Raw genomic sequence first — 12,632 nt, forward strand, 5'->3', positions numbered from 1 at the left:
AAGACTCGAACTTCCACGGGCTTTCGCCCACAACGACCTCAACGTTGCGCGTCTACCAGTTCCGCCACGACCGCACATCGCATGCGGGGTAAGCCTTGCAAAAAGGCCGCCCCGCCGGGGTAGAGGGGCGCCCCTAGCAAAGCCCCCCGGCCTGCGCAACAACCAAGCGGCGATTTTTTATTCGGGCTTCCAGCCGATCTCCGCGACCTTCGCGCTCTTGGGCACATCGGTCACCGCTTCGTTGATCGTCACGCTCTCGCCGGGCTTCAGCATCTCGCGCGGAGGGCTGACGTCCCAAGTGTAGACCACCTTGTCCTTCGCATCACGCAGCACGATGAGGATCGGCGGGACTTCCTGCGGCTGCTTGCCGACATTGGTGACGGTGCCGCTCGCGCCGAAGTATTCGGTGCCATTGGGCAGCGTGCGGCGGTCCTGCCGTTCGGAGGGGAACGCCAGCACGAGATCGGGGCTGCCGGCTCCGAAAGTCGCATGCGCAGCCGGCAGCCAGCGCGGAAGGCCGAGCCACGTGGCAAGCCCGATCAGCACCGCCACCAGCACTGCAAAGCTGACACCGGCGATCGTCCACAGCTTCGCCATGTTGCGACGTGGGCGGAACGGCGGCTGGTGATCGAAGCTCGAAACGGTATCGTCAAAACCTTCGTCGTCCGAGCGCGCGACCGGACGCATCGCCGGCCGCGGAATAACGGGAGGCTCAGGCACCGGCTCAGGCGAGGCGGCTGCGCTCTGGCTTTCGGCTTCGGGTGTGGGCGAAGCTGCGGGCGAAGGCTGCACCGCCGGCTCCTCGCGCAGCGGCATTTCGGGACCTTGCTGGAACCAGCTGTGCCGGCACTTGGCACAGCGCACCGTGCGGCCCTCGATACCGATCGCGCTGTCGGGGACGACGTAACGCGTCGAGCAGGCGGGGCACGCAATGATCATGCGGCGGGTTAAGCATGGGGGGATACAAGGAAACAATAGGTTCGGGCGGGGAGAAGTGCTCGCCTGCCCTTTTTTCCACATCGATTGCGCCTTATAGCCGCCGCAATCAGTGTGCGCCCCCCGCGCGCGCCAACCACCCTTCGGGACAGCAACGCCTGACATGAGCCAGCCTGATGCCGAGATCGTCCAGTTCGACAACGTCGGGCTGCGCTACGGAACGGACAAGGAAATCCTGGCCGACGTCTCGTTCACGCTCTATCCGGGCTGCTTTTACTTCCTCACCGGCGCGAGCGGCGCAGGGAAAACCAGCCTGCTCAAGCTGCTCTATCTCGCGCAGCGCCCCTCACGCGGGCTGATCCGGCTGTTCGGCACCGATGCAATCACTCTGCCGCGCGAACGCCTGCCCGGCTTCCGCCGCCGCATCGGCGTGGTGTTTCAGGACTTCCGGCTGGTCGACCATCTCTCCGCCTTCGACAACGTGGCGCTGCCGCTGCGCGTCGCGGGGGTGAGCGAGAAGGATATCGCGCGGCCCGTGGGCGAAATGCTCGACTGGGTCGGGCTGGGTGATCGCCAGCACGCCCGCCCCGCCACGCTTTCGGGTGGGGAGCAGCAGCGCGTCGCCATCGCCCGCGCGGTGATTGCGCGGCCCGACATGCTGGTGGCCGACGAGCCGACCGGCAACGTCGATCCCGAGATGGCGCTGAAGCTGCTGCGCCTGTTCGAAAGCCTGAACCGGCTGGGGACAACCGTGGTGGTCGCCACCCACGATGTTCACCTTATCCGCAAAGTGCCGGAATCGCTGATCATGCGGCTCGACAAGGGGCGGCTGAGCGACCCGACCGGTGCCCTGCGCTATCCGCCGCGCCGCAGCACGATGGCCGGCGCAGACGCGTCGCCGTCCCTCTGAGCGGTTCGGGCAATGGGCTTCCTTTCTTCCCTGTTCCAGCGCTGGCGCGGCAGTTCTTCGGCCGGTGATGCCCGCCTGCTGCCCGAAGCGCAGCTTTCCGGGCCGATGCCGTGGGTCATCGCGATCATGATTGCGCTGACCGTGGTGGCCGCCGCCAGCGGCCTTGCCCTGCGCAACGCGGCAAGGACCGCCAGTGCCGACCTCGAAGGCGGCGTCACGGTGCAGATCGTCACCGCCGCTCCTGCCGAACGGCTCCGTCAGGCCGCGGCGGTGGTCGGCGTGCTTGCAAAGGCACCCGAAGTGGCCGAAGTGCGGCAAGTGGCGCAAGAGGAACTCAACACTCTGGTCGAGCCATGGCTCGGCACGCGGCCGGGCGATGATGTCGAGGCCCTGCCGATCCCGGCGCTGATCGACGTGCGGCTCAAGGGTCCGGCCACGCCCGACCGCGTTGCGCAGCTGCGCGCGCTGGTGGTGCCGGTGGCGTCCTCGGCCCGCGTCGATGCGCAGGCCGGCTGGCTGGCACCGGTGTTTGCCGCGATCGGAACCTTGCAGTGGCTGGCAGGCGGCCTCATCGCGCTGCTGGCCATCGCAACGATGGCGGCGGTGCTGCTCGCTTCGCGCAATGCGCTGGGCAATCACCGCGATACGATCGAGATCGTGCACATGCTGGGCGGCACTGACAGGCAGATCGCGCGGGTGTTCCAGCGCTCGATGGCCTTCGATGCGGCCGCGGGCGGGCTGGTCGGTCTGCTATCCGGCGTGGTGACCATTGCCGCCCTCTCGCGCCAGTTTGCGGGGCTCGGCTCGGGCATGGTGGCCGGTGCAGTGTTGCATTGGCAGGACTGGATCGTGATCGCGGCGATCCCGCTCGCCGGGGTCGCACTGGCCGTGCTGACCGCGCGGATCAGCGTTCTCGCAGCTCTCAGGCGGATGCTCTGACATGGCGCGCGTGCGCAAGCCGCCCGGCCTCCTTCGCCGCATCGGTGCGGCGGTGCTGCTCGCGTGGGTGCTCGGCTTCCTCTGGTTCGCGCTCGCCCTGCCGCGCCCGGCAGGTTCGCAGAAGACCGACGGCGTGATCGCGCTCACCGGTGCGGGGGGGCGGATCCCGCGCGCGATCGACGTACTGCGCGCCGGGCAAGCCCGCAAGGCGCTGATCGCAGGCGTCGCCAGCGAAGTGAAGCCAGGCGAGTTCGCGGCGGAATACAAGGTTTCGCCGCAGCTCCTCGCCTGCTGCGTCACGCTCGGCTTCGAATCCGTCGATACGCGCTCCAATGCGCAGGAAGCCGCGCGCTGGATCGCGGCGGAGCACGTCACCTCGGTGCGCCTTGTCACGACCGACTGGCATATGCGCCGGGCGCAGTTCGATCTCGCCATGGCCGCCCCGCGCGGCGTGGAAATCCTGCCCGATGCCGTGCCTTCGCGGCCGAGCATGAAAACGCTGTTCATCGAATACAACAAGCTCATCGCGCGCATTCTGGCGTGGCTCGCGGGGTGGTAGGGCAGATCATGAGCCGCCACGATGCTGCCGGCCCGCGCCTGCCCGATGTGCTGCGCAGCCTTGCTTTCTATGGCGCCTTCTATGGCGGCACAGTGCTGCTGGTGATCGTGGCGCTGGCCGTGATGCCGCTGGGGGGCAACCGCTACCGGCAAGTGGTGCGGGTATGGTCGAGCTGGCACCGCACCTGCACGCGGGTCCTGCTGGGGATCTGTGTAGAAGCCGAGCCTTTCACGCCCCGCCCCGGTGTACTCTACGCGATCAAGCACGAATCCTTCTTCGAGGCGATTGACCTGCCCCACATGTACCCCCTCCCCGTGGTCTTCGCGAAAGAACAGCTGCTGCGCATCCCGCTGTGGGGCGCAATCGGCATGCGCTATGGCCTGATCGCTGTGGACCGCTCGCGCGGCGCGAGTGCGCTCAGGGCCATGCTGGCAGAAGCGCGGCGCTGGACGGCGGACGGGCGCCCGCTGATCATCTTTCCCGAAGGCACCCGCGTCTCCCACGGCACCCGCCCCGCCTTGCAGGCCGGTTTTGCCGGGCTCTACAAGATGCTTGGTCTGCCGGTCGTGCCGGTCGCGGTCGATAGCGGGCCGCTCTACCACCGCCTGTGGAAGCGCTCGGGCACGATCCGCTACCGCTTTGGCGAGGAAATCCCCCCCGGCCTCCCGCGCGAGGATATCGAGGCGCGCGTTCACGCTGCCATCAATGCGCTCAACCCATGAGCGTTGAAGACACGCGCATCGACGAGCGACATACCGAGGCCGATGCGCGCACCTGGGGCGAGGTGCTGGGTCCCGGCCTGATCACCGGGGCGGCAGACGATGACCCGAGCGGGATCGGCACCTACAGCCAGGTCGGCGCGCAGTTCGGCTTCAGCCTCGCCTGGATCATGGTGTTCAGCTATCCGCTGCTGGTCGCGACGCAGATGATCTGCGCGCGGATCGGCGCGGTGACCGGGCATGGCATCGCGCACAACCTGAAGCGGCACTATCCGAAGCCCGTGCTGTGGTTTGCCGTGCTGCTGCTGCTGGTGGCGAACACGATCAATCTGGGTTCCGATCTCGGCGCGATGGCGGCGGCCCTCAATCTGCTGCTGCCGGGGCCGACCATGCTCTATGTCGCCCTGTTCGGCGGCATTTCGGTGCTGCTCGAGATTTTCGTGAGCTATGCACGCTATACGCAGATCCTCAAATGGTCGGCGCTGTCGCTGCTCGCCTATATCCTCGTGCCGTTTGTCGCCGACATTTCCCCGCGCGAAGTGCTGCAAGGCGTGCTGGTGCCCGAACTCGGCTTCGACCGCCAGACCGCGATGGCCGTGATCGCCGCGCTGGGGACGACGATCAGCCCCTACCTGTTTTTCTGGCAGGCCGGGCAGGAAGTGGAAGAGCAGCACCGGCTGCACAAGCATCCGCTGGGGGTGTTTCCCCGCGCCGCCGGCCCGGGTCTGGCCCGCATGCGCACCGATACCGTGCTGGGCATGGCGGTAACGAGCGTGACCGCGCTGTTCATCGTGATCGCCACGGCCGCCACGCTCCATGCCCATGGCATCAACCAGATCGCCTCGGCCGATCAGGCCGCCAGCGCGCTGCGCCCGATTGCCGGGGATCTCAGCTTCCTGCTCTTTGCGGTGGGGATCATCGGGATCGGGCTGCTGGCGGTGCCGGTGCTCGCCGGATCGGCGGCCTATGCGCTGTCCGAAACCTTCGGCTGGACCGAGGGGCTGGACCGCAAGCCGCACGAGGCCAAAGCGTTCTACGGCGCGATCGTGGTGGCGGTGCTGGGCGGGGTGGCGCTCAACCTCATCGGCATCGATCCGATGCAGGCGCTCTACTGGACCGCGGTGATCAACGGCCTGCTAGCCCCGCCGCTGATGATCATGACCATGCTCGCGGCGAGCAATCCCAAGGTCATGGGCCGGCTCACCCTGCCGCCGCTGCTGAAGGTGGGCGGCTGGACGGCGACAGCGGTGATGGTGATCGTCTCGGCGATGTTCCTGCTGAGCTAGGGTCAATGTCTGACATTTGGTACCCTGGTTGATCAGTCCTCGAATGACGGGCCATGGTGGGGAGCAGGCGTTCTCAAATCAGCGCATTGATCGCCGCCGTGATCGCTAGGCCCTCGATTAGCCCAGCTAACATGAAAATCGCTCCAAGGTTTCTTTCAACACGTCCTCCAAAGAAAACCACTCCCGCTACCTGCACGATCAGCAACAGAGCGATCAGGCTCGCATATCTCGAATTGTGGCGCTTGGGCCATGTGAACCTGACGGCAAACGACGTTGCGACGATTGCAGTTGCCGCCAGAAATGCGTGCCCTACGAGTTTGAGCGCAACTAATCCGCCCACCGTTAGAGCGGTTGCCAACAGAGTGGCTGGAACCCACAGGTGTCCAAGAAAATCATCATTGCGTGCGTTTTGGACCATCATCGACAGTTTACAGCATTGCGGAATGTCCGCAACTGGACGCAAGTTGCCACTGACCTGATTGGCACCAAACGTCATATTTTGACCACTCGCGTGTGATGACAGCAGGTGGAAGCGTCGGACCGGACTGGGCTCCGGGCCTTGGCTTTTCCTTTCCGGCGCCGCGCCAGTAGAAAGGCCTGACCCTGTGCCGAGCACGGGGTGACGGAAAACAGCTCGACGCAAAGTCGTCGGAGACCGGATTTTCCTACATCGACGGTTTCTGCCATGGTTGCGCTGGAAGGAGCTTGCACCTTCCCGCTCTTTCAGATGGTTGAAACCCGATAGAGATGCGCATGGCAAACAAGTGTCCGCCTGTCACTCTGAACGTATTTATGGTATTCATATCAAAGGCTTGTCGCCAAAAATCGAGGGGGACACCGGTGTAACTTGTGTCACCCTGAAATGGCCGCCAGCCTGACTCGGAACCTACCCCTCGTGGTTGCGCCCGAAGTCCGGCCGCGCATCGTCCTGGCCCATCTCGATGATCGAGCGGCGGATCGCGCGGGTGCGGGTGAAGGTGTCGAACAGTGTGGCCCCGTCGCCCTTGCGGATCGCCTTCTGCAGTTCGGTCAGATCCTCGCTGAAGCGCTGGAGCATTTCGAGCACGGCATCGCGGTTGCTGAGGAAGACGTCGCGCCACATCGTCGGATCGGAGGCCGCGATGCGCGTGAAATCGCGGAAACCACCGGCGGAATACTTGATCACCTCGCTCTGCGTCACTTCCTCGAGATCCGAAGCGGTGCCGACGATGGTATAGGCAATCAGGTGCGGCAGATGGCTGGTCACCGCAAGCACGCGGTCGTGGTGCTCGGCATCCATCGTCTCGACCCGCGCGCCGAGCGTTTCCCAGAAGGCCGTGACCCGCGAAACGTCGCCCTCATCCGCGCCCGCAGGCGGGGTGACAATGCACCAGCGATTGCGGAACAGCGCGGCGAAACCCGCGTCCGGGCCGCTCTGCTCGGTACCGGCAACCGGGTGCGCAGGGATCACGGTCGCGCCCGGCAGCGCCTCGGCCAGAGCCTTGGCAACGCTGGCCTTGCTCGATCCGACGTCCGTCACGATCACGCCGGGCGCGAGGTGCGCGGCAATGCTTGCCCCGGCTTGTGCCATGGCCCCGACAGGCACGCAGAGCACCACGAGATCGGCCCCGGTGACAGCCTCGGCCACCGTTTCAGGCACGAAGTTCGCAAGGCCGATCTCCCGCGCCCGCTCGCGCACCGCAGGATCGGCATCGAAACCGGTGGTCATCGCATCCGGCAGGTGCGCATGCACCGCGCGGGTGACCGATCCGCCGAGCAGGCCAAGCCCGATCACGGCGATCCGCGTGAAAGGCGCCGGAGCGCTCATCGCGCCGCTTCGGCCATCTGGCGCAGCACCTCGGCGACGCGGTCCATCTCGGCCGCCGTGCCGATCGTGATGCGCAGGCACTGGGGCAGGCCCTGCCCCGGCAGCCAGCGAGTGATGAAGCCGTGGTCCATCAGGCCCTTGTACGCGGCATCGGCGGTCAGCGCGCCGGTGAACTCGATCAGCACGAAGTTTGCTTCGCTCGGCAGCGGGCGCAAGCCATGGTTGCCGAGTGCCGACAGGGCAGCAACGAAGCGGGTCCGCTCCGCGCGGTTGTGCTCGCGCGAGCTGGCAACAAAGCCCTGGTCACCAAGCGCGGCAAGCGCCGCAGCCTGCGCGGTGACGGTGAGGTTGAACGGCCCGCGAATGCGGTTGAGCATGTCGATCAGATGCGGCGAACCGGTCGCCCAGCCGACCCGTTCGCCGGCAAGCCCATAGATCTTGGAGAAAGTGCGCGTGATCAGCACGTTCTCGGTCGTGGCGGCGAGTGCGAAGGCGCCGTCATCGTCATCGGCGGCGACGTATTCGGCGTAGGCCTGATCGACCACCAGCAACACGTCGGCAGGAAGCGCGGCGTGGAGGCGGGCGAGTTCGGGGCGCGGCAGGTAGCTGCCGGTGGGGTTGTTCGGATTGGCGAGGAAGACGACCCGCGTGCGCGGCGTGACGCAGCCGAGCAGGACATCGACGTCTGCCGCATAGTCGCGGTCGGGAGCCTCGACCGGCTCCGCACCGCAGCGGCGGGCGGCGATCTCGTAGACCGAGAAGCCGTAGCGCTGATAGAGCACTTCATCGCCCGGCCCGGCAAAGGCCTGTGCGGCGAGGTGGAGCAGCTCGTCCGAGCCGGTGCCCATCACGATCCGCGCCGGATCGATGCCGTGGAGCGTACCAAGCGCACCGCGCAGGGCGTGGCTTTCGGGATCGGGATAGCGCGCCGGATCGCCGGCGCCCTCACCGCCGCCAATTCGGGCGGCGAGGGCGAGCGGGCTGGTGCCGAGCGGGTTCTCGTTGGCCGAGAGCTTGATCAGCACCTTCCCGTCGGCACCGGTAGACTTGCCGGGCACATAAGGATGGATCGCCGCGATCCACGGCTTGGGCACGGGACGAGCGGCGACAACGGGGGCGGATGGTTCGGACATGATCGGCGCGCCTTAGCGGTCTTGCCGCGCCAAGGGAACTGTCTGCTAAGGCCCTGCTCCTAGGGATCGACGCGCAGGACCGCGCCCTGCCAGTCGCTCGCCATGGCAAACGCGGGCATCGAGGCCTTGCCGTCCTCGCCGCCGCCGCCGATCAGATGCGGCCCGATCGGTTGCCCGGCTTCACCGCGCGGACCTTGTGGCAGGCCTGCCGCCGCGAGCTGATAGGGCGAGGCACGGTGGCGCGTGCACAGGCCGCCGTTGCCATCCGGCACCAGCGCCTGCTCGAACTCCAGCCCCTGCTGGCGTTTGCGCGAACGCCGCACGCGGGCAACCGCAAGCTGGCCTTCGCCAAGATCGATCACGAATTCGGTGCCGACCGGTACATCAACCAGACCTTCGATCAGCGCGCCCGAGACCGAGAGATTGCGCAGCACGACCGGGTAGTAGTGGTTGTCGTGGATCGCACCGATGCGACGGAACATCGCCTGCCGGTCGTGGCGCTGGAAGGCCGGACCAGACGGCTCGATCGTCCAGTTGCCCTCGTTGAGCTTGTTGACGAACTCGTCGTTGGGGATCGGTTGACTGTAGATAAAGCCCTGCACCAGCGTGACGTTGAGGCTCTTCATCAGATCGAACTGGTCGAAGCTCTCGACGCCTTCCGCCGTCGTATCCATCTCCAGCGCCTGTGCCAGCGCGACAATCGCCGCGATGATGGCGCGGTTGCGCGAACCCGCTTCGGTGGCGCCGCGCACGAAGGATTGGTCGATCTTGATCTTGTCAAACGGCGCGGTCTTCAGATAGCCGAGCGAGGAATAGCCGGTACCGAAGTCGTCGAGCGCCAGCCGGACCCCGAGGCCCTTGAGCGCCTTGAAGCGATCGGTGGTGGCACCGCCTTCCTGCAGGAACACGCTCTCGGTGATCTCCAGCTCCAGCCGCTCGGGCTCGATCCCGGAATTGGCCAGTGCGCTGGCGACGAGCGCGGGGAAACCATCGTCCGCGAACTGCACCGGCGAAACGTTGACGGCCACCCGCAGGCCGCCGGGCCAGGCTGCAACTTCCTCGCAAGCACGGCGCAGGACCCATTCGCCGATGCCCTTGATGAGGTTGGATTCCTCGGCAATCGGGATGAACCGCGCGGGGCTTACCGGGCCATGTTCGGGGTGGTTCCAGCGCACAAGTGCTTCGACACCGACGACATGGTTGTCCGCCGCCCGCACCACCGGCTGGTAGTGGATCTCGAGCTCGTTACGCTGCAGCGCATCGTGGAGGTCTTCCTCGAGCAAGCGGCGATCCGCAGCGGCCTTTAGCAGGTCTGCGCTGAAAAAGCGGAAGCGGCCGCGCCCGCCGCCCTTGGCGGCATAGAGCGCAAGGTCCGCGTTGCGCACGAGGCTGTCGCTGTCCTCGCCATCGAAGGGGGACACCGCGACGCCTACCGATGCGCCGATCAGGCAGCGGCTGCCATCGATCGTATAGGGCTGCGAAATGCTGGTGATGATGCTCGTCGCCATATCGCCGAGCAAGCCGCGATCCTCGATCCCCGGCATGATCACCTGAAATTCGTCACCGCCAAGGCGGCTGACCTTCTCCTTGTCGCCCACAACGCGGACCAGCCGGGCCGCGACCTGCTTGAGCAGCGCGTCGCCGGCCGCATGGCCCAGCGTGTCGTTGACCTGCTTGAAGCGATCAAGGTCGATCAACATGATCGCGCAGGGGCTGCGCTGCTGCGTGCACTGGGTGAGCGTGCGTTCGAGCAGCTGCGACATGCGGCGCCGGTTGAGCAGCCCGGTCAGCGCATCGTGCATCGCCATGTGCGAGCTTTCCTCGGCCGAGCGGCGCTCGCCGGTGATGTCCTCGCAGTGGCCGCGAAATCCGGCGAATTCGCCGCGATGGGTGATCGGCTCGCCGGAAATGGCCCACCACAGCGTTTCGCCATCGGCCCGCTCGCTGCGCACGGTGATCTTTTCGAAGCGACCCTTGCGCGCAAAGGCGAAAGGCAGGGTGCGCTCGCCCTCACTCTCATTGCCGGACTTGAGGAACAGTTCGAGAAAGCTCAGGCCGTTAGCGGAGCCCTCTCCCACCAGCAGCGCATGGGCGCCGGGCGAAAGGTAGCTCAGGCGTCCTTCCGCATCGGTGGACCAGAAGAAGCCGAGACCGAGATCCTCGTAAGTGTGGCAAAGCGCTGCCGCTTCGCTTTCTGACGTGCGGGATGGCGAGGCATCGCCTGCCCCTAAGCCGAAAACTCCACGTGCTTTGCGCAGCACCACCCAGACATCCCTTAGCCAGCCAGTTACCAGACATTAGGTATGTAGCGCATGGGCGTTGTAGGAAGGTTAACGTGGCACCACCGTGTTCACCCGCTTGATAAAGCGCTGGTGAAGAACAAAAAAAGGGCCGGAAGCGCGATTGCACTTCCGGCCTTAGTCTGTTCGCAGGAGGAACATGGTCTGGCGGGGCCCTGTCGGGCTAGAGGGAGAGGATCTCGCCCACTGGCCCCGCCAAGCTGGTTAATCAGTAGTTATAGGCACGCTCACCATGGTCAGCGATGTCGAGGCCTTCGCGCTCGCCTTCTTCGCTGATCCGCATGCCCAGGGTCTTGTCGAGCACGAACCAGATGATCGCGGTGCCAAGGCCCGACCACACCAGGGTGATCAGCACAGCCTGGATTTGGATCATCGGCTGGTTGGTGATGTTGTACGTGGAAGCATCGAAGGCGGCCGGGAACACGGTGTAATCGAACACGCCCTGCCCGCCGAGCGCCGGGGAAGCGACGATGGCGGTACCGAGCGCACCGACGATCCCGCCGACGCAGTGGACGCCGAACACATCAAGCGTATCGTCGTACTTGAACTTGCTCTTCACCGTGCTGACGAAGAAGAAGCAGATCGGCGAAACGACGAGACCAAGGACGATCGAGGTCATCGGCGCACCGAGCCCCGAGGCCGGGGTCACGGCCACCAGACCGGCGACCGCACCCGTGGCAGCACCCAGCATCGAGGGCTTCTTGTGGACGACCTGTTCGATGACTGCCCAGCTGACCGCAGCAGCGCACGTTGCCAGCATGGTGTTGACGAAGGCAACCGCGGTGACACCGTTCGATTCAAGGTTCGAACCTGCGTTGAAACCGAACCAGCCCACCCACAGCAGCGAGGCGCCGATCATGGTCATGGTCAGCGAGTGCGGCGGAGTGGCTTCCTTGCCATAACCCAGACGCTTGCCGAGCAGGATGCAGCCGACGAGGCCCGCGATACCGGCGTTGATGTGGACGACGGTGCCGCCCGCAAAGTCCAGCGCGCCCTTGCCGTAGAGGTAGCCCCAGTCGCCCGGCTGACCAGCGAGGAAGTCCGGGCCCGCCCAGTACCAGACCATGTGCGCGATCGGGTAGTAGACGAATGTTGACCACAGCACGACGAAGATCATCAGCGGCGTGAACTTGACGCGTTCGGCGAACGCACCGATGAACAGGGCCGGCGTGATCATGGCGAAGGTCATCTGGAACACGAAATAGGTGAGTTCCGGGATGTAGACGTTGTTGGAGAACGTCGCGGCATAAGTCCCGCTGGTGACCCCCGCCATCAGCACCTTGCCGAAGCCGCCGATGAAGGGCGAGCCGCCAGTGAACGCCAGCGAATAGCCATAAGTTGCCCAGAGCAGGCCCGCGATCGAAACGATCATGAAGACCTGCATCAGCACCGAAAGCATGTTCTTGGTGCGGACGAGACCGCCGTAGAACAGCGCGAGGCCCGGAATGCTCATCATCAGGACAAGCACGGACGAGATCAACATCCAGGTGGTGTCACCCTTGTTGACCATGGTGGCCTGCTGTTCGACCGTTGGCGCTTGAACCATCGCCGCCTGGGCGAAAGCGGTGGAAGCGGTGCCGAGCATTGCGCCCGCACCCACGACCCCGCCGATCATCTTACGGATCATCGAAGTTCCCCTCATGTCAGAAGTGGCGGCCCTCACAGCGCGGTATCCCCGGTTTCGCCGGTGCGGATGCGCGTGGCCGAAGCAAGATCGAGAACGAAGATCTTGCCGTCGCCGATTGCCTCGGTGCTGGCTGTCTGCTGGATCATCTCGATGATCCGCGGTGCCAGATCGTCGCTTGCAGCGATTTCGATCTTCACCTTCGGCAGCATGTTGGTGGTGTATTCGGCGCCGCGGTAGATCTCGGTCTGGCCCTTCTGCCGCCCGAAACCCTTCACTTCCGACACCGTCATCCCTGCAACGCCCAGCCCCGAGAGCGCCTCGCGCACTTCGTCGAGCTTGAACGGCTTGATGATGGCGATGATGAATTTCATTCATGCCCCCTTTGCGGCCTTCTCGCCGGGCGACCCGCCGGCTGA

12 protein-coding genes are annotated in these 12,632 nt (G+C 65.5%); 5 read left to right on the forward strand and 7 right to left on the reverse strand.

The annotated features are described in order from the left end of the window. Positions 1-177: 177 nt before the first annotated feature. The gene (locus K5Q19_RS16905; protein WP_292947666.1) at positions 178-939 is read right to left on the reverse strand and encodes an MJ0042-type zinc finger domain-containing protein; all 762 of its coding nucleotides are present in this window, start codon (positions 937-939) and stop codon (positions 178-180) included. Between the two features lie 160 nt (positions 940-1,099). Here K5Q19_RS16905 and ftsE point away from each other — a divergent pair, with 160 nt between their 5' ends. From ftsE to K5Q19_RS16930, 5 genes are read left to right on the forward strand one after another with little or no spacing between them, the layout of a single operon-like run. Then, complete coding sequence (gene ftsE, locus K5Q19_RS16910) at positions 1,100-1,846, forward strand: cell division ATP-binding protein FtsE (RefSeq protein WP_292947669.1); 747 nt, start codon at positions 1,100-1,102, stop codon at positions 1,844-1,846. A gap of 12 nt (positions 1,847-1,858) precedes the next feature. After that, positions 1,859-2,785 (forward strand): cell division protein, encoded by a 927-nt coding sequence (locus tag K5Q19_RS16915; protein WP_292947672.1) that lies wholly within the window; start codon positions 1,859-1,861, stop codon positions 2,783-2,785. A gap of 1 nt (position 2,786) precedes the next feature. Further along, a complete protein-coding gene (locus K5Q19_RS16920; RefSeq protein ID WP_292947675.1) occupies positions 2,787-3,344 on the forward strand; it encodes a YdcF family protein in 558 nt (185 codons plus the stop codon). Between the two features lie 8 nt (positions 3,345-3,352). Further along, positions 3,353-4,066: a lysophospholipid acyltransferase family protein gene (locus K5Q19_RS16925; RefSeq protein WP_292947678.1), complete on the forward strand. Its 714-nt coding sequence runs from the start codon at positions 3,353-3,355 to the stop codon at positions 4,064-4,066. Then, the gene (locus tag K5Q19_RS16930) at positions 4,063-5,349 is read left to right on the forward strand and encodes a divalent metal cation transporter (RefSeq protein ID WP_292947680.1); all 1,287 of its coding nucleotides are present in this window, start codon (positions 4,063-4,065) and stop codon (positions 5,347-5,349) included. The genes K5Q19_RS16925 and K5Q19_RS16930 overlap by 4 nt, the downstream gene beginning before the upstream one ends. A 73-nt stretch (positions 5,350-5,422) precedes the next feature. Here the strand turns inward: K5Q19_RS16930 and K5Q19_RS16935 are convergent, their stop codons facing one another. The 6 genes from K5Q19_RS16935 to K5Q19_RS16960 all read right to left on the reverse strand — a co-directional run bounded on the left by K5Q19_RS16935 (position 5,423) and on the right by K5Q19_RS16960 (position 12,587). Next, entirely contained in the window at positions 5,423-5,845 is a 423-nt protein-coding gene (locus K5Q19_RS16935) for a hypothetical protein (protein ID WP_292947683.1), read from the reverse strand. Between the two features lie 390 nt (positions 5,846-6,235). Next, positions 6,236-7,156: a prephenate/arogenate dehydrogenase family protein gene (locus K5Q19_RS16940; protein ID WP_292947685.1), complete on the reverse strand. Its 921-nt coding sequence runs from the start codon at positions 7,154-7,156 to the stop codon at positions 6,236-6,238. Beyond that, the gene (gene hisC / locus K5Q19_RS16945; protein ID WP_292947687.1) at positions 7,153-8,289 is read right to left on the reverse strand and encodes a histidinol-phosphate transaminase; all 1,137 of its coding nucleotides are present in this window, start codon (positions 8,287-8,289) and stop codon (positions 7,153-7,155) included. Before hisC ends, K5Q19_RS16940 begins: the two co-directional genes overlap by 4 nt. Before the next feature lie 59 nt (positions 8,290-8,348). Next, positions 8,349-10,550 (reverse strand): bifunctional diguanylate cyclase/phosphodiesterase, encoded by a 2,202-nt coding sequence (locus tag K5Q19_RS16950; RefSeq protein WP_292947690.1) that lies wholly within the window; start codon positions 10,548-10,550, stop codon positions 8,349-8,351. Between the two features lie 247 nt (positions 10,551-10,797). Beyond that, positions 10,798-12,216: an ammonium transporter gene (locus K5Q19_RS16955; protein ID WP_292947693.1), complete on the reverse strand. Its 1,419-nt coding sequence runs from the start codon at positions 12,214-12,216 to the stop codon at positions 10,798-10,800. Positions 12,217-12,248: 32 nt separating this feature from the next. Further along, positions 12,249-12,587, reverse strand: a complete 339-nt coding sequence (locus tag K5Q19_RS16960; protein WP_292947696.1) for a P-II family nitrogen regulator — start codon at positions 12,585-12,587, stop codon at positions 12,249-12,251. Positions 12,588-12,632: the final 45 nt, after the last annotated feature.

The organism is Novosphingobium sp. (assembly GCF_019748365.1).
Taxonomy (GTDB): Bacteria; Pseudomonadota; Alphaproteobacteria; order Sphingomonadales; family Sphingomonadaceae; genus Novosphingobium.